The following is a 25667-nucleotide window of genomic DNA, read 5'->3' as shown; positions in this document are numbered from 1 at the left end:
TATAAGTATGAAATTGCTTTCAGGGCAATATTTAACCTTATAATAATGAAAGGAAGGAGATCTCTCCTTCCTTTTGGTAACAACTTACATCCATCTTACCCTGTCATGTAACAATCCATCCGTAAAATTATTATGCCCTATTACAAAATCCTTCATATATAAATTTAAATACTCACCGTACTTACTTTCTGTATTTAATAACAACTCCTCGACGTAATAAGCACCTTGTTCAAATTGATCTAAAAGTAAACTGGACAAGCCCGCATAAATCCCGCACCCTACCTGAAAATACGTTGCATTCGTTTTATATTTACGAAAAACTTGGCTACTATTCATCACATTATACATAAATGTCTCACTATTTTCATAAACGAGTAACACACCGACCAAGTCCTCTCCAGCAACCTCTTCTTCCGCTGGATTAAACACTTTACGATTCCAGTTCCATAAATCTTCTACTTGATCTAAGTTCTGTCTAATTATATTTGTTGTATACTCATTAATTCGGTAAAGAAAACCAACTTCCATATTAAAGTTTTTCCCTAAAATTAATACTTCCTCATGTGGCATTAAACAACCATAGAATTCTTTTTCTCCTAACTTCACTTTATACTCTGAAGCATATACATCTTCATAAAAGTAAAGAGGACGATGATGACTCATATACATCGGATAACTCCAGATTGCTTCATCTAAAAATCGCTCTACTGCCCATGAAGCATAAAGTGTATGTGGCTTTATAAGTGCTGTATCATTCAAAAACGATGTGTCATGTTCTACAATATAACATGCTCTTGGCCTTTCACTTGGTCGTTCCTTCATAAGCTCAACAACCATCCATTGAACAACACCTGGATTCATACCTGAACCTATAATCGCTTTTGTATTTGTAAATTTCTCTTTCTCCTTCTCAAACCTTGTATATCTTTCCGTAAGCTGAAAGCCGATTAAGCTATCGTCCTGATCTACTGCCTCATTTTCCAAGGCTGAGTTAATATAACAAATTCCTAGTTCATTACAGCAGCTTAATACTCTAATTGTATCTGCCCCTGAAACATCAATCACAACACTCGTTCTTTTTTCTTTTAAATGTTGTTTAAATTCCACTACATTTTGAAGGTTTATTTCATATAAATATAATTGACTTTTCAAATTCGAAAACAACTCATCATAATAAGTCCTATCTTTTTGTTTTATATCCACCAAATGAAATTTGGCATTCTTTAATACTTCATAAATTGGATCTTTTTCATTTGCTATCGCTTGATTTAAAATTGCTAAAACTGCTTTTGCTGCTCCACCAGCACTACCAAGCAATGTAATTGATAACGAATTCGGAAACTGCTCCACAAACAAAACCCCTTTAATAAATTAGTTGAGCAGCTCCTCCTCAAAAAATAAATTGAATACATAAAAAGATAGCTCGTACACATTTCTTTATAAATTAGTGCACATTCTTCAAAACAAGATTCCACTATAATATATTTATATTCAATTCATTTTTCCCCTCATATCCAAATTAAGCTAAAACAAATAGGCTCGACCTTTTCTTCTGCATATAAAAGAAAAAGCCAGCCCTTCTAACTAATCTACGGACAATGGACGGATTTTACATGTTGAATATTCACATACATTTTTGCATCACGTGCTTTTGATATTTCAATATGACCTTCATCAATTTTCGCCATTTTTCCAATTTTATTGGACTCCTCACCTAAATCAAACACCATAATTTTCCCAGTCATTTTAATAAGCTGTTCTTCAAATGTTCTAGCTAATGTAATATTTAACGGATTTACGGGGAGTTCATTTTTATTGAGGGCATACGGTACTTGGTTTTCTTTATACGGAATTAACCATTTTAAATGCTTTAAAGATATATATACCGTTTTATAAACCGGACTATAAAAAACAATATAGTCGTTCATCACACTTGTAACATAACCATGTATTGGAGCATTTCCTGCTACATAAACTTCTGTAAAAATCCCTTTAGAAGTACTTAATACTTTTCTCAAAGAAATTGAAGGGGATTCCCTCTTAATTACAGAATCAACATCTGGTTTTAGTATGTCTTCGTCATGTGGTCTTAAAAATTTATAGTATTGTACATGATATAAAGATATATATACATAGTCTTGTCCATTGTAAAGAACAATAATGTCATTTCCTACGTCTATTAATACACCTTTAAATCTTTTTTCACCGATTAATTTAACATATATATTTTCCCCAATACTTTTGTTTAACTCATTCATCTATATCCTCCTTCCTATAAATTTCAGCTTTCCTATCTTCCATTTCAAAAAAATAATCAGGGCAATGTTCTGTCTTAATAGTAAGTAATTCCTTTTCATACTATCGAAATAAGAAATTGTTCTTCTCTTTCCCTCATAATGCCCCTCTTATTTATTAAACATTATTCATCTTCATTCTTTTTACATTTCACTACTTGACTCACACTCTTAATATGATAATTAATGATATAAATAACTTCATCACCGTTTACTAGCGTAATACATTCTTCATGCACTTCACTTAATAGGCCTTCTACACACTCTGGGCCGCCACGGTTAATCTTTACCCACTTATACTTCAAGTCACGTAATACATCGACAAAAGTATCATCATCAGAGCAGAAACATGAAACATAGCCATCGCCACATTTACTTTCTTTCACTTTCTTAACTAGACTCTTCACATGTTTCAATTGGTAATATACTAATTCACCAAGAGGAAGTTGTAATGTAAGGTAATCTCTTCCTAACGATACAAGTACCCCCACTCGACTCTCTGGTCCACGAAGATTTACTTTTACAGTCTCACCGACTAAGCCTTTAATTTGTTCACAGCATAATATACTTTCCAAATTTGTATCCTCCTTTCTTATTATCTTCCTCTTCTTGACTGTCTTTGTGCGCGAGCTCGACCCGAATCATCACTTTCACTATTGCTTTCACTGTCGCTTTCTTCGCTTTCTCTACAAGCTACTGCGACACTCTTAATATGAGATACTGCAACTAATATAACTTCTTCTTTTACAATTAGTGTCACAAATTCACAAGAAACATCTTGTAAAATACCTTCAACTTTCTCTGGGCCACCACGATTAATTTTCACCCAGCAATATTTGAAGCTTTGAAGTAACTTTTCAAAGTCATCTTCACATTCACATTCCAACCATCTGCAATCATCTGCTTTACAATCTTTCGCATTTTTTGTAATACTTTTCAGATGACGAATCTGATAGTAATAGAGCTCTCCTTTTTCATTCTTTAATACAAAGTAATCCGAACATACAGCGACTATTGTCCCTTTTTGAGATTCTGGACCACCCCTGTTTACTCTCACAAAAGATCCAATTAAGTCTTTCAGAAAATCACAATGAAATAAACTCACGAGAAAACCCCTTCCATTAATTTATAAGCTTTTGCACTGATAGTATATGTATCTGTACAGGTTACGTTCTCTATGTTTGTCCTAGCTAGAAAAAAATATGCTTTTAACATGGTAGACTACTACCTATCAAAATTTGAAGAAAGGCTAAAAACTCCTTATGTTTTTGATATCTTCAAACAAAAAATCCCTTATGAATATACATTTCTGCATATCTTCATAAGGGATTTTCCATAGTTTAATCTTCGTCTTTAACATCCATATCTTCTGGAATTGGTTCGTTCAATATTTCTTCCACTAATTGCTTATATTTCTCCATTTGTTCTAAATGTGTATTAAATTGTTCTTTATTTACTAAATATTGCTCTCCATCGAATAGCGCACGAATTTTCTTTTGCTGAATTAACTCTTCAATATACGATTTTGGTAAATTCAAATACTCCGCAGTCTCTTCTACTGTTATATACAATGCGTTCATTCCTTTATTATTTTTTCATCTATACTGTATCTTACTTTACTTTATTTTTGTAAACAAATAAAAAAGATTTTGTAAATGCAGTTCAAAAAGCAGGTAGATGCATTCCATATATTGTATAGTATTATATAGTAAGAATTTTTTAAATATAGAATGGTATTACCCATTTACACAAAGGAGAGTTAACATATGGCTACTCGTCACATCATTACAATGTTAGAAAAAACACTACAAGTTGAAACAGAAAACACAATTTCTCATTTGAATGTATCTTTATCTGATCGTTTTCTTTCTCAAAGCACAGCAATACATGAAAACAATTGTTATCATACAATTGGTGAATGGTACAAAAATCATTTCTTATTCCAACAAGATGATTTCCTTTGGGCTAAATATGCTTTCTATGACGCATATTGTGAAGCCATCAAAAAACAAGGCCATCTTACAAAACGCGTCCGTCAAATATTAGAATCATTGGCTCGAAAACATGGAAAACAATATATTGCTTCTATACTAAATATGCCATTTCCTAATGAACGCGCTAAAGGGACAGCGTAATTTAGCCATGTTCTGCGTAAGCAAAACATAGCTAAATTGTTTTCTAAGATGCTTTACCAATAAAAATGTTCATATCATATGAACTGATGAAACCGGTGTCATTATAATGATTGAAAATATAGTAAACAGGAAAACCCCCACGTACATCTCTCATCCATTTGAATAGAGAAGTATGTGGGGGTATACTTGTTCCTTATTATTTTATCATCTGCTTAATCAGTTCGCGATTTCTCTTCTTAAATACTTCATTATGAGAAGAAACCATTCCGTACTCACTTGCATCTGGTTGGATAAATTGCTTTGCTTTATTCACAGCATTTCCAGCATCTTGGAATGCACCTGCAATTAAGTGTAGTTTCCCTTCGTGCTTTAAAATATCTCCAGCAGCATATAATCCATCTACTGAAGACTCACTATTTGCATTACCTGCAATATAATAATTATCTATAATTGCAACGTCTAACTCACTATTTTCTAATAATGTAATGTCGCGTTCATATCCATGATTAATAATAACTTCATCAATAGGTAAGTGAGAAACCTCACCTGTTTCATGATTTGTTAATTCTACATATTCGATCGCTTCATGATTATCACCAGCAATTAATTTTGTAATCGATGTATTAAAGAAACACTCCGCTGAGCTGTTCATAAGTTGTTTTACTTGTGCTTCATGACCAGATAATTCTTCTTTTCTATAGGTTACGTACACTTTTTTCGCAATTGGTTCCAATTCATTTGCCCAATCAACAGCAGAATTGCCTCCACCGGAAATAATAACTGTTTTACCTTTGAAACGCTTTAAAGATTTAACTGTATAATTTAAATTCGATACTTCAAATCGCTCAGCACCTTCAATAGATAACTTTTGCGGTTTCAATATACCACTTCCTGTTGCGACGATAACTGTTTTTGAAAAGTGTTCTTCGCCAGTACTTGTTTTTAATGTAAAAGTACCATCTTGATTACGAATAATCGATTCTACTTTTGTATCTAATACAACTTCCGGCTTAAATGTTAACCCTTGCTGTACAAGTTGTTCAATTAACTTATCACCTGTAACCGGCAATAGTCCTCCTACATCCCAAATCATTTTTTCCGGATACACATGTATTTTTCCACCTAAATGTGGTTGAAATTCTATTATTTTTGTTTTCATTTCTCTGAGTCCACTATAAAAAGCTGAATAAAGCCCTGCAGGTCCTCCGCCTATCACGGTTACATCAAACAATTCTTCTCGATTCATTCGTGCTCACTCCTCAGCTATTAATCATTGATTATCATTCTCAATAAAATATAACCTGTTTCCGCAAAATTTACAATCAAAATTACTATTGACAATACACCTATATAAAATTATATTATTTAAAGAATCAATAGTGATAATCATTATCATTTTGTTAATAATTAGCAAATTTGAGATTACATCTTCTTTCATTAATATGGTTAATACTATATTATAAAATCTCATATTCAAGATTTTTAATAAATCATTTTGCTTTACCACTACTCTTTCAAAAAGATTACAGTTAAACAAATTATTGTATACACATATCATCTATGTTAAAGGAGAAAGACGATGAAAAAGTTATTTATTTCACTAACAGTTCTTTTCGTTCTTGTTATGAGTGCTTGTAGCAATGGCTCTACAGACAAAAAGAACGATGCAAAAGGTAGTAAATCAGAAACAATTACATACCAATCTGAAAATGGTAAAGTAGAAGTTCCTGCAAATCCAAAACGCGTTGTTGTACTATCATCATTCGCTGGTAACGTAATGTCATTAGGTGTAAATCTTGTTGGGGTAGATTCATGGTCTAAACAAAACCCACGTTTTGATAGTAAACTTAAAGATGTTGCTGAAGTATCAGATGAAAATGTTGAAAAAATCGCTGAACTAAATCCAGATTTAATCATTGGTTTATCAAATGTTAAAAATGTCGATAAGTTAAAGAAAATCGCTCCTACTGTAACATACACTTACGGAAAAGTTGATTACTTAACACAGCATTTAGAAATTGGTAAGTTATTAAACAAAGAAAAAGAAGCAAAAACTTGGGTTGATGACTTCAAGAAACGTGCACAAGAAGCTGGTAAAGAAATTAAAGCAAAAATCGGTGAAGATGCAACAGTTTCTGTTGTAGAAAACTTCAACAAACAGCTTTATGTATACGGCGAGAACTGGGGCCGCGGAACAGAGATTCTGTACCAAGAAATGAAATTAAAAATGCCTGAAAAAGTAAAAGAAAAAGCATTAAAAGAAGGTTATTACGCATTATCTACTGAGGTATTACCTGAATTTGCTGGTGATTACTTAATCGTAAGTAAAAACAAAGATACTGATAACTCATTCCAAGAGACAGAATCATATAAAAACATCCCAGCAGTAAAAAATAATCGTGTATATGAAGCAAACATGATGGAATTCTATTTCAATGATCCACTTACATTAGATTTCCAACTAGACTTCTTCAAGAAGAGCTTTCTTGGTAAATAATACAAACATGAGGAATTCTTAATTTAAGAATTCCTCTTCCTTTATTCTATGAACAGAAAAGATGTGAAACGAATGACAAAAGATCATGATAATCCACGTTCTATAGCTTTTACATACAAACTAATTTTAAGCTTAATTGCATTCTTTCTTATTTTTATGGTTGCAATGGTATTAGGTGCTGCAGATACTTCGATAAAAGATGTATGGTTAGCACTCACTTCCTCCGCTAAAGGAGACAAAATATCTATTATTCGAGAAATACGTTTACCACGTGAAGTTGCTGCTATTTTTGTAGGAGCTGGATTAGCCGTTTCTGGAGCAATTATGCAAGGATTAACACGAAATCCACTTGCGGACCCTGGATTATTAGGGCTATCTGGTGGAGCAAATGCTGCGCTTGCACTAACACTTGCTTTCAATCCTTCCATCAGCTATCTTTACTTAACGTTAGCTTGCTTTATCGGTGCTGCAATTGGCGCAATGATGGTATTTGGAATTGGTATGGTGAAAAAAGGCGGCCTTTCTCCTCTTCGAATTGTATTAGCGGGTGCTGCAGTTTCAGCATTTCTACTCGCAATTTCAGAAGGAATTGGCATTTACTTTAAAATTTCACAAGATGTATCACTTTGGACTGCTGGGGGCGTAATTGGAACAACTTGGAGCCAATTAAAAATTATTATTCCAGTCATTTCAATTAGTATCTTTATCGCTATCTTACTAGCAAAAAAATTGACAGTTCTTAGTTTCAGTGAGGAAGTGGCTATTGGACTAGGTCAAAAAATTATTGTTATTAAAACTATTTTATTTATCATTATTGTCTTACTTGCAGGTGCATCTGTAGCGCTTGTTGGAAATATGGCATTTATCGGTTTAATGGTACCTCACATGGTACGCCCAATTGTCGGTCCAGATTACCGATTTGTTATACCGATGTCAGCAATTACTGGAGCTTCCTTTATGCTACTTGCAGATACAATCGGACGTACTATTAACGCTCCGTACGAAACACCAGTTGCGGCAATTGTCGCGATTGTAGGATTACCATTCTTCCTATTCATTGTACGTAAAGGAGGAAAAACATTCTCATGATGCAATCTATTTTAAGAAAACAGCGTCTCATTATACTCGCTTTACTTATAGTAATCATCACAACCATTGTAGTTGGAATGGGACTTGGTTCAGCATCTTTATCTTATGATCGACTACTCCCAACATTAATGGGGCAAGGGACTTTTAAAGAGGAGTTCGTTTTATACTCTTTAAGACTACCTAGAATTGTCATTACATTATTAGCTGGTATGGCTCTCGCTTTATCAGGGGCTATTCTGCAAGGAATTACCCGAAATGATTTAGCTGAACCTGGTATTCTTGGTATTAACTCTGGGGCTGGTGTTGCTGTTGCTATTTTCTTTTTATACTTTCCAATAGACGTAGGTTCATTTCTTTACTTACTACCTGTCGTTGGATTTATTGGGGCATTTCTGACAGCTGTTCTAATTTACGTATTTTCATATAGTAAATCAACTGGACTTCAACCAATACGATTAACATTAACTGGTATCGGTTTTGCATTTGCACTATCTGGAGCGATGATTGTCCTTATTTCATCCGCTGATCGTATGAAAGTGGACTTTATCTCAAAATGGATTGCCGGAAACATTTGGGGAGATGACTGGACATTTGTTTTAGCAATACTTCCATGGCTAATTGTATTAATCCCATTTGTCTTCTATAAAGCAAATCGATTAAACATTCTAGCATTAAACGAACCGGTCGCAATCGGTGTTGGAATTGAAATTGAAAAAGAACGAAGATACTTATTAATCGCAGCCGTTGCACTTGCTGCCGCTGCTGTTTCCGTAACAGGAGGAATTAGCTTTATTGGACTAATGGCTCCTCACATCGCAAAATCTTTAGTAGGTCCAAGGCATCAAATATTCATGCCTATCGCCGTTTTAATTGGCGGATGGCTATTATTATTAGCAGATACAATTGGACGAAATATCGTTGATCCTAATGGCATTCCAGCAGGTATTGTCGTTGCTTTAATTGGGGCTCCTTACTTTATGTATTTGTTGCTTAAGAAAGCGTAAAAACATCCTCAATTTTGAGGATGTTTTTTCCTTTCGTTTCCTTCTCCTAACCCTTTATTCACCATTCATATTTCCTACCTCAATACAATTCCTGAACAAAATATTTTTGATTATAAACTCTATTAATGTTATATTATCACATATAACTTTTACGTTTTAAGGAGTATCGTATAATGAAAGCTATTTCTATTATTCTTATCTTAATTGGAATTTTTGGTATCTTAATGGGCGGAATGATGTTCGGAGATATCGGTATTGCTGCAATTATTGGTTCATTAGCAGCACTATTCTCAGGAATCGGTTTTTGGAAATTAGATTCGCAACTCAAAAATATATCTAAATAATTAAAATCCTAAAATGGCCATGGAAGAATATATATTCTTTCACGGCCATTTTAATACACATTGAATAACATTTCCGTTAGATTTCTACTGTTGCCCATACCCTTCAAACTTCTTCGCCAAATTCTCCATCTCGTCTTCTGGCAGTAACTTCGGTTCTCCGACGCTTTTTGTTTGATAATAAATTTGAGCACAAAACTCAATCTCTTCTGCAATAGTAAACGCCATTTTTATATTATTTGCCCCAGCAATTAAACCGTGATTCGCAAGTAACACTGCACGGCGATCAATCATGCCTTCAAAAGCAGCATCTGCTAATTGCTTCGTACCAAATGTCTCATACGGCGCACAGCGTACATTCGGGCCTGCAAAAGCAATTAAATACGATACTGCAGGAAGTTCCCATCCTAATGATGCAATCGTCTTTGCATAAGGAGAATGTGTGTGTACAAGCGCATTTATATCTTCACGCTTTCTATAATAAATAAGGTGCATATCTAGTTCACTTGATGGCTTTCTTTCTCCTTCTACTACTTCACCATCTAAGTTTAATATAACTACATCTTCAGGCTTTGTTTCATAATAATCTAAACCACTTGGACTAATCGCAACAAGACCTTGTTCACGATTAAAGATACTAATATTACCTCCCGTCCCCTTTGTTAAACCACTAGAAATCATTTTCTTTCCATACGCTACAATTTCTTCTCTTTCTTTTTGTAATAACATATACATCCCCCTAAGTATGAAGCTTATGATGACTGACTTTTATATTTATCTACTTATTGAAATAGCTTTTTTAAATTCTCCGTAAACGGTGCCTTTACAATCCCTTTTTCTGTAATAATCGCTGTTACATTTTCATGTGGAGTAACATCAAATGCTGGATTATATACTTTACTTTCTTTCGGAGCTGAATATTGTCCGAAACGATTAATCACTTCAGAAGCATCTCTTTCTTCAATCGGAATTTCTTTTCCTGTCGATGTCTTTAAATCAATTGTCGGTGTTGGCGCTGCTACATAAAACGGAATGTTGTAGTACTTAGCTAAAATAGATACGCCTAATGTGCCAATTTTATTTGCTACATCACCATTTGCTGCCACACGGTCGCATCCAACGATTACTGCATCAATCTTCCCTTGTGACATGACCATAGCTGCCATATTATCCGTAATAACAATAACGTCAATACCCGCTCGCTGCAGTTCTAATGCTGTTAACGTTGAACCTTGTAATCTAGGACGCGTTTCATCCGAATAAATTTTTAAATTCCATCCTTTTTCTTTCGCTAAATACATTGGAGCCGTCGCAGTACCATACTTAGTCGTCGCTAAAGCACCTGCATTACAATGCGTTAATACTCCCATTTCATCATGGAATAATGTTAATGCATGCTCTCCAATTTGACGGTTAATTTCTTCATCTTCTCTATGAATTTCTTTTGCCTCTTCTAGTAATCTATTTTTCAGCTGTGAGATTGATAAGTGAGCATTATCTGTCGCTACACTTTCCATTCTTTCAAGCGCCCAAAATAAATTTACTGCAGTCGGTCTTGATGTCGCCAAGTATGTACATACCTTTCTTACTTCATCCATAAATCCTTCTTCCGTACTTTCAGCAAATTCCTTTATCCCTAAATACACTCCATAAGCAGCTGAAACACCAATCGCGGGTGCACCTCGTACTTTCATTACTTGTATTGCATCCCACACACTTTCAGCTGTTTTAAAAGATTCATAGACAATCTCATTTGGTAATAACGTTTGATCTAACAAAACTAAAGCATCATCTTTCCACTGAATTGGTATTAATTGCTCTTCCATCATATTCTCCCCTTACTTCGCGTAGTGCGTTGACTGTTCTTTTAACGTTTCCACAAAACTTGTGCCCGTTCTATATTGATTCGCTCGTAAAATAAAACTCTTCGCTACTTGAAGACAAATTCGCTCCGCTCTAGCACGTGCTTCCTCATTCCCAATACAAGTAATATCTTTTACTTTCGCTAATCCAACAATACGGCGAATTAATTCCAGACCTGTCACTGCAGCTGTATCCTCTAATACAGATTGCAAATAGACTTCGCTAAAGCCTTCTTCCTTCGCCATAATCTCGGTCACATGAATATCCCAAGCACCTAAAAACTTCTGCTTAAATAAATCAATTACCTCTACCATCGTAGTTTGTAACCAATCCATATACGTATCTTTCTCAGCTCCAGGTGACATCGTTGCATCTGCATTCACCCAAGCAAACATTAAATTCGCCATTACATTCCCAACGTCATATCCCATAGGTCCATAAAAAGCAAACTCAGGATCAATAACCTTTGTAGAATCATCTCTTACAAAAACAGAACCAGTATGTAAATCACCATGAAGTAATGCCTGTGCATTCGTCATAAAAGAAAATTTACGTTTCGCTACTTCCATACGAAGCTCTTTATCACTATAAATATGTTCCCTAATCCATCCCTCATTTAACGGAAATAACTCATTACGCTTATTATGATTGGTAAATGGTTCTGAATATACGAGGTCCTCTGTAATCTCACATAATTCAGGATTTATATAATTCTTCACAAATTCCTTCTTCTCTTTATGATTCATTACAACATCCGATGTTAACAAAAGTGTATTTACCATAAAAGTAGTTAAATCATCCGCAAGCCTCGGAAATATTTGATGATTTATAAGTGCTGTACGTAATATTGTGTGATTCGATAAATCTTCCATTACGCAACAATTCATCACACTATCAAATAAATACACCTTAGGAACAAGTCCAGGTGCTAACTCATCCTCTAACTGCAAAAGATCTGATTCTATACGAATACGATTCGTCGACAACTTAAACTCATCTGAAATGCGAGCTGTATCCCCAGCTTGCTTTACGATGACAGACATGTTCTCTTTTTCATCCCAAACGCGGAACACATAATTTAAATTGCCATCACCTATTTCTTTACACTGTAACCCCTTTGCATTTTCAAACTTAGATAATTTCTCTTTCACATATGCAATCACATCTTTAGCTTCCATTAAAAAATACTTCGTGAACTTAGACATGGTTTCCCCTCCATACTAATTGTAAGCGTTTTCTAAAAGCTATAAAAAATAATAGGTTGAATTTTTTCATCCTATAAATATGTATTCTTCTTTTTGAAAGGTATATCTAGGTTTTATTATATCTTGTTAGCACTTTGAGTCAATGTTTCTAACTATCATCGTAATATACTTCCTAATTATATATTTGAGATGACAAAAATTGTTCAAAAATTTTCCGATTCATTTTATTTTATTTATCACAAAATTCTTTGTAAAATAGAAGTAAGCAGTTCCTTTTCAAAACTACAACTTCTAAGAAATATTTCCTTCCCAAGAAATTAAACTTACACACTATCTCTAACGTACACACTAAACTTTCAACTACTCATCTAAAATTTATAGACTTAAAATTACCTTTCCATTCCCTGTTAGTCTTAATTGAGAATAAATATTAATTAAATTGGTATAAAGTTGGTTTATTCTCTTGACAAAATAACCACTTCTATATGATAATTAATATCGAATTAGAATTATTATAGTTAATTAAAAAATATATTTTATGAGCACACTATTTTTTGATGCTCAAAACCAACATTTAGGAGGAATTTTAACATGTTATTAATCGGCACAGAAGTAAAACCGTTTAAAGCTAATGCTTACCATAATGGAGAATTTATCCAAGTTACTGACGAAAGTTTAAAAGGAAAATGGAGTGTAGTTTGTTTCTACCCAGCTGACTTCACATTCGTTTGCCCAACTGAACTTGAAGACTTACAAAACCAATACGCAACTCTAAAAGACTTAGGCGTTGAAGTATACTCTGTATCTACAGACACTCACTTCACTCACAAAGCATGGCATGATAGCTCAGAAACTATCGGCAAAATCGAGTACATCATGATTGGTGACCCAACTCGCACAATCACTACAAACTTCAACGTTTTAATGGAAGAAGAAGGTCTTGCTGCTCGTGGTACATTCATCATCGATCCAGACGGCGTTATCCAATCTATGGAAATCAATGCTGACGGTATCGGCCGTGACGCAAGCATTCTTGTTAACAAAATTAAAGCTGCTCAATACGTACGTAACAACCCAGGTGAAGTTTGCCCAGCTAAATGGCAAGAGGGTTCTGCAACACTTAAACCAAGCCTTGACCTTGTAGGCAAAATCTAAGGAGTTCGATCAAAATGATACTAGATGCAGATATAAAAACACAACTATCCCAATACCTTCAGTTAATGGAGAACGATATTTTACTTAAAGTAAGCGCAGGAGACGATAACGTATCTAAAGATATGTTAGCTCTAGTAGACGAATTAGCTACTATGTCATCTAAGATTACAGTAGAAAAAGTTGAATTAGAGAGAACACCAAGCTTTAGCGTAAACCGCCCTGGTGAAGACACTGGTGTCGTATTCGCTGGTATTCCATTAGGACACGAATTTACATCATTAGTGCTAGCTTTACTACAAGTAAGTGGACGCGCTCCAAAAATTGAACAAAAATTAATCGATCAAATTAAAAACATTCAAGGCGAATATCATTTTGAATCTTATATCAGCCTAAGTTGTCATAACTGTCCTGATGTTGTACAAGCTCTTAACGTAATGAGCGTTCTTAACTCTAGTATTACACATACTATGATTGATGGCGCTGCATTCAAAGAGGAAGTAGAAAGCAAAGACATTATGGCAGTACCAACTGTTTACCTAAACGGCGAATCTTTCGGAAGCGGTCGTATGACACTTGAAGAAATTTTAGCTAAAATGGGTAACGGTCCAGATGCATCAGAGCTTTCTGATAAAGATCCATACGATGTTCTTGTTGTTGGTGGTGGCCCTGCTGGTGCAAGTGCAGCAATTTACGCAGCACGTAAAGGCATCCGCACTGGTATCGTTGCTGAGCGCTTCGGTGGTCAAGTAATGGATACTATGGGCATTGAGAACTTCATCAGCGTGAAAAAGACTGAAGGTCCTAAGCTAGTAGCAAGCCTTGAAGAGCACGTAAAAGAATACGACATCGATGTAATGAATCTACAACGTGCGAAACGTTTAGAGAAAAAAGAACTTATTGAAGTGGAACTTGAAAACGGCGCTATTCTGAAAAGTAAGAGCGTAATCGTTTCTACAGGTGCTCGCTGGCGTAATGTTGGCGTACCAGGTGAAGCTGAGTTCAAAAATAAAGGTGTAGCATACTGCCCACACTGTGACGGTCCATTATTCACTGGAAAAGACGTAGCAGTTATCGGCGGAGGTAACTCTGGTATTGAAGCAGCTATCGACTTAGCGGGTATCGTTAAGCACGTAACTGTTCTTGAATTCATGCCAGAATTAAAAGCTGATGCTGTATTACAAGAGCGTCTTAACAGCTTACCAAACGTAACTGTTCTGAAAAACGTTCAAACGAAAGAAATCACTGGTACTGATAAAGTAAACGGTATTTCTTACATCGATCGTGAAACTGAAGAAGTTCATCACGTTGAATTACAAGGTGTATTCGTACAAATCGGTCTTGTGCCAAATACAGACTGGTTAGGCGAAACAGTTGAACGCGCTCGCGGTGAAATCGTAACAGACAAGCACGGCGCTACAAACGTACCAGGAGTGTTTGCTGCAGGTGACTGTACAAATAATCCGTACAAACAAATCATCATCTCTATGGGTTCAGGTGCAAACGCAGCTTTAGGTGCATTTGATTACTTAATCCGTAACTAATAAAAAAACAGGTGCCTTGGCACCTGTTTTTTTATTACCCTAATGTATAAACTAAAAACCTCTCATTCCCATTCTTCTCATAAGCACCTGACAATCTAACTTCTTTCTTCAGCTCAAACGCAGTCTGATTTTCTAAGAAAAAAATATAGTCCTCAGAAGGATAATATAAAATAATATCCACTTCTCTCCCCGTTTCTTCTACCGAAAGTAAAATGTTATTTACTACATTCATAAACACTTGTACAGAAAACGGATTGAAGAAATAAAAACGGTTATCGCATGGATCAATCTCATATTCCTGCGCTAAACAACATTGGAATTGAATTTTCCCCTTACTGTTTCTTGCCTTTCGTGCATAACGATCTCGATTATCCATCGCTTCTTTATAAAACTCTTCATTCATTTCAATTCCAACTGCTGAAGCACCACATTTATGATGCATATAAAAGTTTAATCGCCCTTTTCCGCACCCAAAGTCTACAATTCGGTCGCTACTTCGTATTTCATATTGATTCAATAACTCATCTAACCCGCTATACGGTGTCGGTTCATAGCGATGATAATGCATAGACTTGTTAAACCCTTTTTGCTCACCGACTGTTTTTATATGTAAAACTGCATCGTAATATTGTTCGTTCATTCGTTTTCTCCTATTAAAAAATGGTACTTATTATTATACACCATGTACTGGAGGCTCATTTTTCATCAAATTAATAGGTACGTGAAATTATATTAACGATTTTCTTAATATATCTATCGTAACTTCAAATATATCAACGATTTTCTCAATATATCTATCATAACTCAAAATATATCAACGGTTTTTCAAATATATCGATTTGCCGACAATTCACGACAAAAAAACAGGAGCTCTCTAGCCCCTGTCTTCTAACACTTTCAATACAGTTTGTTTCAATATTTCTACCCCATCCATAATACAACTATGATCAAACCTCATATACGGATGGTGTAATCCAGGTTGTAGGTCTGCTCCTAGTCCAAGCATGACAGCTTTTAAATGTGGTCTTTTCACTGTATAGTAATGGAAATCATCGCTTCCCGTCGTATAGAGAGGTCCTGTACATCTCTCTTCCCCATACACTTCGAGAATACCTTTACGCATAAAACGCTCTGCTTCTTCGGAAACCTCTGCTCCTGGTGCAAGATCCATCCATTCGTATGAAGTTTTTGATCCCATCGATGCAGCTGATTCTATTACATGCTCAATCTTTTTCTTTAATTCTTCTAATAGTATATTACTCTCTGCTCTTACATCTAAACTGAAATGACCATTTCCCGGAATAATATTTAAATTATCACCACCAGCTTGGCATCTCGTCATTTTTACTGAATAAGAACTTTGCGGTGGCAGCCAAATATTTTTCAAACCGATATTAATCATGGAAATGACATCAATTGCATTCACACCTTGGTGTGGTCTTGCCCCGTGTGCATCCTCCCCATGAATCATACCCTCTAAAAATCCTGCTGCTCCATGGCGAATAGATGGGGCTGCTTGTTTCAAAGATAGTTCTTCAATTGGTCTTAGATGGACGCCAAATAAGAAATCGGCATCATCTACAGCACCTTTCTCCACCATCTTCAAAGCACCATTACCCTTCTCTTCTGCTGGCTGAAAAATAAATCTAACCGTACCACTTTTCCATCTCATATTTTTCAATTGTAAAATAAGTCCCATTACAATGGTCATATGAGCATCATGGCCACATGAATGGTTCGCTTTAAATTCTCCATTTACTTCTTGCCAAAGTGCATCCATATCAGCACGAATCGCAATAACTGGATTCCCGCCTCCAATCTCAGCAATTACACCTGGACAATCATCAAATGTTCTATATGAAATTCCTTCTTCTTTTAAAAAGTCAGTAATATACGCTGTCGTTTCATATTCTTTCCAACTTACTTCAGGGTTTTCGTGTAAATGCTGAAAAATCTCCGTTAAGCGCTCTTGTAGTTCTAATGTTTTCAACGTTCCAGTCTCCTTCCCACATTACAAACGATTCGGGTTAATTATACTTATGAAAAACAGATGTTTTTATGAACATATTGAATTTTAAGAAAAAAGTCAATTATTTATTTTTAAATACTTAAAAAGCTTACTCTGCACTTATATTACAAACTAAACAAACAACTAGAACATTCCTTATTTTCTGTTTTTTATGTTGACGCTTACATAAACTTTTAGTTATCATAACCTAATAAACGTCTATTTTACGACAATTCTAAAAATACAAACAAACATACGTAACAAGGAGGAACTTTATGAAAAAAGAAATACCTTTTGGAATAGCGATTATCCCTATTATCATTACCGTTGCAGTTATGATGGTTACAATTGTTGTATTAAAACAAACCCCTCACGTTCCACTTATTATTGGTACAACCGTTGCTTCTATTGTCGCTTGGCGTTACGGTTACAAATGGAATGATCTTGAAGAAGCAATGTATAAAGGGATTCGTCTTGCATTACCTGCTATCGTCATTATTATTCTTGTTGGCTTAACAATTGGTGCTTGGATTGGCGGTGGAATCGTCGCAACGATGATTTATTACGGTTTAAAACTTTTAACTCCATCACTATTTTTAGTTTCCATTACCGTCATTTGTTCTATCGTTGCATTAGCAATTGGTAGCTCTTGGTCCACAATGGGCACAATTGGTGTTGCTGGAATGGGAATTGGCCTAAGTATGGGAATTCCAGCTCCAATGGTTGCTGGTGCCATTATTTCAGGCTCTTATTTTGGCGATAAAATGTCACCGCTTTCAGATACAACTAACTTAGCCGCAGGATTAACAAATACAGATTTATTCGCACACATTCGTCATATGTTATTTACTACAGTTCCAGGTTTAATTATTACTCTTATCGTCTACGCTCTCTTAGGAAGAAGCTTCGGCGCTAACAATATTGATGCGAAGAGCATCGATCAAACGTTACAAGTATTGCAACAAAACTTTGTTATCTCGCCTTTCCTACTCATTATACCCGTAGTCGTTATGGTATTGGTCGCTAAAAAAGTCCCTGCTATACCAGCGATTCTCGTCGGTATTATTTTAGGATTCTTATCACAAGTCTTTATTCAAAGTGGTTCTGTCTCAGCATCTGTCGGTGCACTCCAAGCTGGATTTGTTATAGACACTGGAAACAAGCTAGTAGACGAACTATTTAACCGCGGTGGCTTAGATTCGATGATGAATACAGTCTCTATGACAATTGTCGCTATGACTTTCGGAGGAGTATTAGAACATACAGGTATTCTTCGCTCAATTGTAAATCAAATTTTAAAGTTAGCGAAATCAGCAAAAGGGCTTATCGCTTCTACTATCGCATCTTGTTTTGCAACAAACCTTACTTGCTCTGAACAATATATTTCAATTGTTGTCCCTTCAAGAATGTACGCAAATGCATACACGGAAAAAGGACTACATTCAAAAAACTTATCCAGAGCATTAGAAGATGGTGGAACATTAACTTCTGTCTTCGTTCCTTGGAATACGTGCGGTGTATTTATTCTCGCAACACTTGGCGTAGGTGCATTTGAATATGCTCCTTATGCTATTTTGAATTTCATCGTACCTATTATCTCAATCATTTATGGTATAACAGGCTTCACAATTGTAAAACTATCAGACATTGAAAAAGCAGAACTACTAAAGAAACAAAAAGCTCAACTAGAAGCTTAAAAATAGCGGTAAATTCAGTTCATATAGTGCGCGAGGTCGCCCTTGTTGATAGGGCATTTCCTCGCCGCAAATATGAGCATACCCGTAATCAACTAATTTCTTTAACAACCTTTCTGTCGATCTTCGAGTCACTTGTAAGTACTCAGAAAGGTCAGCTGCTGTAAACTTCAATGACGGGTGCGATTGACTAAATTGAATGATTTTTGACAAGTTGGCCGGACTAAGCTTTGTTTCCTTCGCTATTTTCATTAGTTCCGGATTATCATTTTTCAAACTTTGTACTCTCTGTTCTTTCGGGAACGGACCAAACAAATCTTTATCACTTGTTAGTATATAAAAACAACAATCTATTGGATTGTTCTTTGCAAAACTTTGAGCAATTTTTGCATTTTGCTCCGCTTCTTTCACGGTTTTCCCATAACCAAATCCAATAGCTATCGTTCCTTCTACGCTCGCAAACAAGTTATCTATCGCATTTGTTTTAATAATTGATTCGATATCACCACGAGTTGTATACAAAATGCATGTCATTTCATCCACTTGTTTAAATGAACCACGTAGTTCTTTTGAAATGACATCTAGTTTTTCAAGCAAACTCGTTCGTAATTCTAAGGAAGAAATTATACAAGCACCAACAGTAGCTGAATAGCTTTTTGCTAACTCAGCTTTTATTTTTGCATCTTTTAGCCCATGTATAATGGATTGTGTTGGATCAATCATACGCTCTGAAGGAACACCTATTTTTTGAAGCTCGTCGTAAACAGCGTGAATACTAGTTAAAGCTAAATGAGCCTCTCCAGATTGATATTTAGCTACATGAAAATCGATAACTCTATTTATCTCATCTTTACTCCACAGCATATTTTCATAATCCAACACTTGCGGACTTTCTTTTATACCGATATCATGGAACACATTTGTAATAAAAGAGCGGTCTACTAAATCAATGGAAATGTTATGTGGTTGAATACTTTGATGATACATGATAGAAAGAATTGAAGATGCGACAGTTGTCTCGTCTTGCTGTAAGTATGTACTTGGAATTCGTAATTGTTCTCTTATTTCTTTTGCCATATAATAAGGTAAAGCACCTGAGAAAAAGATGACATCACAAGGCTTTAGACACTTTAATAGTTCAGAAGATTCCGCCGGATGAAGGTAAATATATGGATCAATTTCTATTCCCTCTAATTTTTGAGCAATAGGAAAAATGTTCTCCATAAACTCCTTTGAACCGACAACTGCAATTTTTATCATCATTTTCTCTAACTCCTTATCATTAATTAACGACTATTTAACGTCAACTATATCAAATGTATAAAACTATTGTAAACAGGAAGGGGTTTCTATTCAATGAAAATTACAGCTATTCATCTTTACGCAATTCGTTTACCGCTTCGCAATCCGTTTGTTATTAGTTATGGCTCTTATTCTGATATGCCCTCTATTATCGTCAAAATGGAAACAGATGAAGGTATTATCGGTTACGGTGAAGGCGTTGCTGATGATCACGTCACAGGTGAATCATGGGAAAGTACTTTCCATACTTTAAAACATACGCTAGCCCCTGCTCTAATTGGGGAAAATCCAATGAATATCGAAAAAATACACGACATGATGGACAATACAATTTACGGTGTTCCAACAGCGAAAGCCGCAATTGATATTGCTTGTTTTGATATAATGGGCAAAAAACTAAATCAACCTGTATATCAATTAATTGGCGGGCGCTACCATGAAGAATTCCCTGTCACTCACGTTTTAAGTATTGCCGATCCTGAAGATATGACTGGAGAAGCTGCTTCTATGATTCAAAAAGGTTACCAATCTTTCAAAATGAAAGTTGGTACAAATGTAAAAGAAGATGTAAAACGTATTGAAGCTGTACGAGAACGTGTAGGAAATGACATCGCTATTCGCGTTGATGTAAACCAAGGCTGGAAAAATAGCGCAAACACATTAACAGCACTGCGTTCATTAGGACATTTAAACATTGACTGGATTGAACAACCTGTTATCGCGGACGATATTGATGCCATGGCTCATATTCGTTCTAAAACAGACCTCCCGCTTATGATTGATGAAGGATTAAAAAGCTCTCGTGAAATGCGCCAAATTATTAAATTAGAAGCTGCTGATAAAGTGAATATAAAACTAATGAAATGCGGCGGCATATATCCAGCTGTAAAGCTCGCTCATCAAGCAGAAATGGCAGGCATTGAATGCCAAGTAGGATCAATGGTCGAATCATCTGTTGCCTCTTCAGCAGGATTCCATGTCGCTTTCTCAAAAAAAATCATTACGAGCGTAGAGCTAACAGGACCATTAAAATTCACGAAAGACATTGGAAACTTACATTACGATGTACCATTCATTCGCTTAAACGAAAAGCCAGGACTCGGCATTGAAATAAACGAAGATACATTACAAGAACTAACCGTCTTTCAAGACGTTGTACGCTAAAGGAGGACTATCATATGACGGCTCTATACGAAGGAACATTAAAACTAAATAACGAATCATTTCACGTTACATTACTATCACTAGAGCACATCGAACAAATTTTATCACTACAAAACATTGTAGTTGAAGCACTAGAAGATAAAAGTCGTTTACAACCACTCTCACAAAAAGAATTTCAATACATTCTAGAAGGAAACGGCATGATGATCGGTGCTTTTATCGAAAACGAACTCATCGCATTTCGCGCTCTACTCGTCCCGCCTATCGATGATGAACATTTAGGGCTTAATATTGGTTTGCCAGAAAATGAACTACACCGCGTCATCTATCAAGAAATCTCAAACGTTCATCCGAACTGTCGAGGAAATGGGATGCAAAAAATATTAGCAAACGTCATCATGGACGAATTACAAAAAGAAGATAGCAAATATGATTATGTATGCTGCACTGTTGCTCCTTTTAACATCCCGAGTTTGAAGGATAAGTTTGCGCAAGGGATGGAGATTGCTGCGCTGAAGGAGAAGTATGGTGGTAGTCTGCGATATGTTTTTGTGAAGAAATTGCGCGGAGATAAAGAAAGCGATTGGACGGATGTTCAAAGTATTCTAATGAGTGATGCTAGTGGACAGCAGGCTTTGCTTTCGGAGGGGTATCGTGGGTATGAGATGGAGAAAGTGGATGGAGATTTTGTTGTGAAGTTTGGACGATAATCTATATAATCGAAAAGAGGAGATGTCCCTTGTGACATCTCCTCTTTTCGATTTGTTGAACAATCCTGTAGTAAATGAAATTATATCAACGATTTTTCGAATATATCTATCGTAACTTACAATATATCAACGATTTTTAAAATATATCTATCAAAACTCACAATATATCAACGATTCGACAAGAAATATCGATTTACCGACAAAAATCGATATCCCTTCCTAAACCGTCATCTTCCAACTAGATAAAGCTAACCAGTTCTCCATTTCCTTATAATCAGGCATTATCTTCCCGACAAGACGCCAAAAAGAGCGATCATGATTTAAATGAACCATATGACACATTTCATGAACGACTACATAGTCAATTACTCGCTGTGGTGCCATTGCTAGCTTCCAATTGAATGTTAGTTGTAAATTCGAATCGCAAGTACCCCAAGTAAGACTACTATCTGTAATACGAATAGAACGTGGTTTTGTCTTAAAGTTACTTTGATGCACTTTAATGCTCTTCTCTACTAAGGTTTTACACTGCTTATAATAAAATCGTTTTAAAGCTTGTTGTATTTTCTCATCCTTAAGCTCTTTCACATAAATATGTAACTTATCCCCTTCAAAAATCGCATTGTCTTGCTCAATGCTTACATCTTGGGAAATCTGTATCGGATACGTACTCCCTAAATACAAAAAGCCTTCTCCTTGATCGTAATCCTTTTCCTGTGGTCCACGCGCTCGCTCAGCCATCTCCTTACGGGTTGTCTGAATCCAATCCCACTTTTCCTCTAGCAACTGGACTAAGTATTCAACAGGTGTCCCTTTCGGAGCCTGCACTTCCACATTTCCATACGAATCCACAAAAAGACGCACGGACTTTTTCTTCTTATAAGTTATATGAAAATTAATTGTCTCGCCTAAATATGTATGTACCATTTCATCACCTAGCATAGTATTTTTACAAATAAAAAAGAGTAGGATACGAACGTCCTACTCTACCTATTATATCATTTACTGCTTTAACGAACTCATTATCCTCTATACTTTACACCTAATCCCTTAATGAAATTCCTTGCGTATCTATCGCCGCACTCTTTGTAATTTTTATGACCTTTTTTTCTTAATAGAGCGCCTAACTCTCCTTTTGTTACCGTAACGCCCACGCTATCTAATATATCAAGTACGTCCTCACTCGTTAAAGATAGTGCGATTTTCATTTTCTTTAGAAGAAGGTTATTGGCACTCTCCTTGCTCTGTACAGGTGCAGGCTGCCCTGGTTTCGGATCTTGCTTTCCTCTTTTTAAAGTAATAAATCCATTTAAAAATGCCTCTAACATCATCATATCGCATGTTTTTACGTACTCATCTTCAGCTACCTCATCATTTTCAGCTTCATGCTGAGGAGCCCTCTTTATTTTTGTAAGCATATCAACTACGTCTTCTTTCGTTACTTCCATCCCGCCAAGTTTAAAGATTTCTACCATATCTATGTCTTTTATATCTAAAGCGTATCTTACTCTTTTTAATATATCGTTGTTGCTCATTGCCATTGGGTTTCCTCCTGAAATGTTGATTATAGTAATGCTTTTAGCATGTGTAAATTAATGTCGTTAAGTTACTACTTTAACATTTTAGGGGGAGGTTTTGTAGTCTTAACCAAATTTATGATTATAGAGGCTATACTACAATCCAAGCAATAATTTGATTCTATAGAAGGGTTACAGTAACTTTTCGGTTCATTTTTTCTTAGTTCATTAGATCTACATTCTATTTTATATTTGTTAACTATAAAAGCAGTGCATTGATTCCTCAAATACACTGCTCGTCTCTTACATTGTTATATTTCTTCTATACAAACTAGAGTTTATGGGTTTCAATGAATTTTATCCATATAGGAGACTATTGCATATCATAAATTAGCCACTTTCCGTCAACTTTCTTCAAATCAATAGTAATATTGTCAGGATTAGGGCCGTATAAAGGTTTTGGAGAGATATCTATCGTAACTTTTAATTTTGCTCTATCTCCAACTTTTCTTTCTTCTATATTCAATATATCTATTGACGCATTTTTTGGAATTCCAATACGTTTTCCAGCTTCTACATCCCAAGGGAGACTCGGATGTATATACTCACCTGCTTTGTTTAAATCTCTTGATTCAAGAGCTTTAAAGAAGCCTTTTACTGTTTCTTGTGGACTATTATTTTGAATTAGAACGTTAACTAATATAACTATAAACACAATCCCAATTATCCACACGTACCAAGGAGATTTTTTTGCAATTCTTATTAATTTTATGTTTTTATCATTTCTATTTTGGGGCGTAATATCGTTATGGAATTCTCCATTATCAAATAGTTCTTCTGATTCATCCAAATTTATTCTCTCTGTACCACAACTAGTACAGTACTTATTTGTTTTCAATAATTTCTTATTACATGCTGTACAATTCATTATTTTATTTCTCCCTGCCCTATTATTAAAATCAAATCCCCAAAGTTTCACATATTAATTTTCTATTATTTTCAATTTTTTTGATGTAGTAGCATTAAAATTACCTGATGAATCCAATTCTGTATGATAAATGTACGTTTTGACTCTAAAATTTTTATGTGGAAACTTTTTATTTACAGCACTTACCACTAAATTGTTAATGTCATTTCCGATTTTCACAGCTTCTTCTACCGTAGACTTATTATCAACTCGAACTTTTATCGGAAAATCAGCTGTATAATACATATTTGGATTATCATACAGCGTTGCTTGAAATAAAAATGGGGCTAATCCGGTTTGTTCAATAAGTAAATCCTTCGTATCATAAACTTTTATATTTGCAATATTCTTTCCTACTTCCGATCCTGCCTCTGCATCAAAGGGTTCTAATTTCTCGTTAGCAACACTTGTTTCATTTCCTACCGCCTTACCCTTATAATTCATTTCAATAAATTTCACATTACCATCCCGGTCACAATCCAACCAAACAGTACCTTCTTTATTTTTGAAAGCCCCATCCACACTTACAGATATGCTACCGCCCCCAGTTCCTGAAAACTTCTCAATCTGCACACTTTCCGCATCATTTCCTCGAACATCATATTTTGCATACCCTTCCGCCTCAGTGCCTTCTGATTCAATTTTAGTACCTAACATAATATCAAGACCTAATAATTTGAAGGCATCCTTATACTTCAAATCTTTTGGCTCTAATAATTCAATCTTAATATGATTAATAATTTTCCCATCACTTTCAAATGTATATTTAGCATAATTATCTACATATAACCATCTAGTTTCCTCTTTTGTTCTTGGGGATGAAAGCGTTCTCTCTAAATCTTCAAGTCGATAAGTTTTTTTTAGGTACATTGCTATTCCACTTAAATTTGAAGTCGAAATATCATTGCTCTCATTCGTCATAATTTTCTTCTCATCTTGCTTAACATTTTGGCTTACTTCTTTTGTTGGTACTGATTCTGTTGATTTTTGACAACCCGATGTAATTAATCCTGCTGTAAGTAAAGCTATTAATACTTTCTTCATAATTTCCCTCCAATTAAAATAAAAAAATTCTGGTAGCTCCTATAAGAAAAAATCTTCAAATCAGAAGAAAATTCCACAGTACTCTAAAATTATTATCGAATATTTAAAAATAACTATTATTCAAAAGATCTTCATAC

General features: G+C 35.2%; 26 protein-coding genes. 10 read left to right on the top strand and 16 right to left on the bottom strand.

What is annotated here, in order from left to right; genetic code table 11:
• Positions 1-84: 84 nt before the first annotated feature.
• The 5 genes from ACUXVC_RS02030 to ACUXVC_RS02010 form a co-directional block, all read right to left on the bottom strand.
• Positions 85-1350 (bottom strand): S-adenosylmethionine decarboxylase related protein, encoded by a 1266-nt coding sequence (locus tag ACUXVC_RS02030; RefSeq protein ID WP_095691483.1) that lies wholly within the window; start codon positions 1348-1350, stop codon positions 85-87.
• Between the two features lie 239 nt (positions 1351-1589).
• The gene (locus ACUXVC_RS02025; RefSeq protein ID WP_089170326.1) at positions 1590-2258 is read right to left on the bottom strand and encodes a DUF2642 domain-containing protein; all 669 of its coding nucleotides are present in this window, start codon (positions 2256-2258) and stop codon (positions 1590-1592) included.
• Positions 2259-2419: 161 nt separating this feature from the next.
• A complete protein-coding gene (locus tag ACUXVC_RS02020; RefSeq protein ID WP_000443836.1) occupies positions 2420-2869 on the bottom strand; it encodes a hypothetical protein in 450 nt (149 codons plus the stop codon).
• Between the two features lie 20 nt (positions 2870-2889).
• Positions 2890-3399 (bottom strand): hypothetical protein, encoded by a 510-nt coding sequence (locus ACUXVC_RS02015; protein ID WP_000051528.1) that lies wholly within the window; start codon positions 3397-3399, stop codon positions 2890-2892.
• 235 nt (positions 3400-3634) lie between these two features.
• Complete coding sequence (locus tag ACUXVC_RS02010; RefSeq protein ID WP_001998970.1) at positions 3635-3874, bottom strand: helix-turn-helix domain-containing protein; 240 nt, start codon at positions 3872-3874, stop codon at positions 3635-3637.
• A 186-nt stretch (positions 3875-4060) separates the two neighbouring features.
• Here ACUXVC_RS02010 and ACUXVC_RS02005 point away from each other — a divergent pair, with 186 nt between their 5' ends.
• Entirely contained in the window at positions 4061-4429 is a 369-nt protein-coding gene (locus ACUXVC_RS02005; protein WP_000235474.1) for a hypothetical protein, read from the top strand.
• A 196-nt stretch (positions 4430-4625) separates the two neighbouring features.
• Here the strand turns inward: ACUXVC_RS02005 and ACUXVC_RS02000 are convergent, their stop codons facing one another.
• Positions 4626-5675, bottom strand: a complete 1050-nt coding sequence (locus ACUXVC_RS02000) for an NAD(P)/FAD-dependent oxidoreductase (protein ID WP_001078267.1) — start codon at positions 5673-5675, stop codon at positions 4626-4628.
• A gap of 333 nt (positions 5676-6008) precedes the next feature.
• Here ACUXVC_RS02000 and ACUXVC_RS01995 point away from each other — a divergent pair, with 333 nt between their 5' ends.
• The 4 genes from ACUXVC_RS01995 to ACUXVC_RS01980 all read left to right on the top strand — a co-directional run bounded on the left by ACUXVC_RS01995 (position 6009) and on the right by ACUXVC_RS01980 (position 9363).
• The gene (locus tag ACUXVC_RS01995; protein WP_000732579.1) at positions 6009-6926 is read left to right on the top strand and encodes an iron-hydroxamate ABC transporter substrate-binding protein; all 918 of its coding nucleotides are present in this window, start codon (positions 6009-6011) and stop codon (positions 6924-6926) included.
• Between the two features lie 48 nt (positions 6927-6974).
• Positions 6975-8015, top strand: a complete 1041-nt coding sequence (locus tag ACUXVC_RS01990; RefSeq protein ID WP_141241124.1) for a FecCD family ABC transporter permease — start codon at positions 6975-6977, stop codon at positions 8013-8015.
• On the top strand, positions 8012-9019 hold the full coding sequence (locus ACUXVC_RS01985) for a FecCD family ABC transporter permease (RefSeq protein ID WP_095691485.1): 1008 nt from the start codon (positions 8012-8014) through the stop codon (positions 9017-9019). Before ACUXVC_RS01990 ends, ACUXVC_RS01985 begins: the two co-directional genes overlap by 4 nt.
• 173 nt (positions 9020-9192) lie before the next feature.
• Positions 9193-9363, top strand: coding sequence for a hypothetical protein (locus ACUXVC_RS01980; RefSeq protein ID WP_000644466.1), 171 nt, complete (start codon positions 9193-9195; stop codon positions 9361-9363).
• An 84-nt stretch (positions 9364-9447) separates the two neighbouring features.
• Here the strand turns inward: ACUXVC_RS01980 and ACUXVC_RS01975 are convergent, their stop codons facing one another.
• The 3 genes from ACUXVC_RS01975 to mtnK are packed head-to-tail and all read right to left on the bottom strand — an operon-like array spanning position 9448 to position 12428.
• Entirely contained in the window at positions 9448-10089 is a 642-nt protein-coding gene (locus tag ACUXVC_RS01975) for an L-fuculose-phosphate aldolase (RefSeq protein ID WP_000926548.1), read from the bottom strand.
• A 53-nt stretch (positions 10090-10142) separates the two neighbouring features.
• Positions 10143-11189, bottom strand: a complete 1047-nt coding sequence (gene mtnA, locus ACUXVC_RS01970; RefSeq protein WP_095691486.1) for an S-methyl-5-thioribose-1-phosphate isomerase — start codon at positions 11187-11189, stop codon at positions 10143-10145.
• A gap of 9 nt (positions 11190-11198) precedes the next feature.
• Positions 11199-12428, bottom strand: a complete 1230-nt coding sequence (gene mtnK / locus ACUXVC_RS01965) for an S-methyl-5-thioribose kinase (protein ID WP_095691487.1) — start codon at positions 12426-12428, stop codon at positions 11199-11201.
• A gap of 591 nt (positions 12429-13019) precedes the next feature.
• Here mtnK and ahpC point away from each other — a divergent pair.
• Positions 13020-13583 (top strand): alkyl hydroperoxide reductase subunit C, encoded by a 564-nt coding sequence (ahpC, locus tag ACUXVC_RS01960; RefSeq protein ID WP_000924420.1) that lies wholly within the window; start codon positions 13020-13022, stop codon positions 13581-13583.
• 14 nt (positions 13584-13597) lie between these two features.
• A complete protein-coding gene (ahpF, locus tag ACUXVC_RS01955) occupies positions 13598-15124 on the top strand; it encodes an alkyl hydroperoxide reductase subunit F (RefSeq protein ID WP_000599499.1) in 1527 nt (508 codons plus the stop codon).
• Positions 15125-15158: 34 nt separating this feature from the next.
• Here ahpF and ACUXVC_RS01950 read toward each other — a convergent pair whose 3' ends face one another.
• Positions 15159-15764: an SAM-dependent methyltransferase gene (locus ACUXVC_RS01950; RefSeq protein WP_095691488.1), complete on the bottom strand. Its 606-nt coding sequence runs from the start codon at positions 15762-15764 to the stop codon at positions 15159-15161.
• Positions 15765-15998: 234 nt separating this feature from the next.
• On the bottom strand, positions 15999-17114 hold the full coding sequence (locus ACUXVC_RS01945; RefSeq protein ID WP_000853516.1) for a M20 peptidase aminoacylase family protein: 1116 nt from the start codon (positions 17112-17114) through the stop codon (positions 15999-16001).
• Between the two features lie 293 nt (positions 17115-17407).
• Here ACUXVC_RS01945 and nhaC point away from each other — a divergent pair, with 293 nt between their 5' ends.
• Complete coding sequence (gene nhaC / locus ACUXVC_RS01940) at positions 17408-18829, top strand: Na+/H+ antiporter NhaC (protein WP_446025912.1); 1422 nt, start codon at positions 17408-17410, stop codon at positions 18827-18829.
• Here the strand turns inward: nhaC and ACUXVC_RS01935 are convergent.
• Positions 18818-20089, bottom strand: a complete 1272-nt coding sequence (locus tag ACUXVC_RS01935; protein ID WP_095691490.1) for a transcriptional regulator — start codon at positions 20087-20089, stop codon at positions 18818-18820. The genes nhaC and ACUXVC_RS01935 overlap by 12 nt on opposite strands.
• A 93-nt stretch (positions 20090-20182) precedes the next feature.
• On the opposite strand from ACUXVC_RS01935, the gene ACUXVC_RS01930 reads away from it, so the two are divergent.
• A complete protein-coding gene (locus tag ACUXVC_RS01930; protein WP_446025911.1) occupies positions 20183-21292 on the top strand; it encodes a mandelate racemase/muconate lactonizing enzyme family protein in 1110 nt (369 codons plus the stop codon).
• A gap of 14 nt (positions 21293-21306) precedes the next feature.
• On the top strand, positions 21307-22002 hold the full coding sequence (locus ACUXVC_RS01925; RefSeq protein WP_446025910.1) for a GNAT family N-acetyltransferase: 696 nt from the start codon (positions 21307-21309) through the stop codon (positions 22000-22002).
• Positions 22003-22221: 219 nt separating this feature from the next.
• On the opposite strand, the gene ACUXVC_RS01920 is transcribed toward ACUXVC_RS01925, so the two are convergent.
• The 4 genes from ACUXVC_RS01920 to ACUXVC_RS01905 all read right to left on the bottom strand — a co-directional run bounded on the left by ACUXVC_RS01920 (position 22222) and on the right by ACUXVC_RS01905 (position 25530).
• Positions 22222-22929, bottom strand: a complete 708-nt coding sequence (locus ACUXVC_RS01920) for a M48 family metallopeptidase (RefSeq protein WP_095691493.1) — start codon at positions 22927-22929, stop codon at positions 22222-22224.
• A gap of 95 nt (positions 22930-23024) precedes the next feature.
• On the bottom strand, positions 23025-23543 hold the full coding sequence (locus ACUXVC_RS01915) for a DUF1456 family protein (RefSeq protein WP_001251702.1): 519 nt from the start codon (positions 23541-23543) through the stop codon (positions 23025-23027).
• Positions 23544-23892: 349 nt separating this feature from the next.
• Entirely contained in the window at positions 23893-24447 is a 555-nt protein-coding gene (locus ACUXVC_RS01910; RefSeq protein WP_000995851.1) for a zinc ribbon domain-containing protein, read from the bottom strand.
• Between the two features lie 54 nt (positions 24448-24501).
• Positions 24502-25530: a hypothetical protein gene (locus ACUXVC_RS01905; protein WP_095691494.1), complete on the bottom strand. Its 1029-nt coding sequence runs from the start codon at positions 25528-25530 to the stop codon at positions 24502-24504.
• Positions 25531-25667 lie beyond the last annotated feature (137 nt).

Source organism: Bacillus sp. N6, from assembly GCF_052805735.1.
Note: the sequence above shows the minus strand (reverse complement) of the source record. Positions and strands in the feature narration are given on the sequence as shown.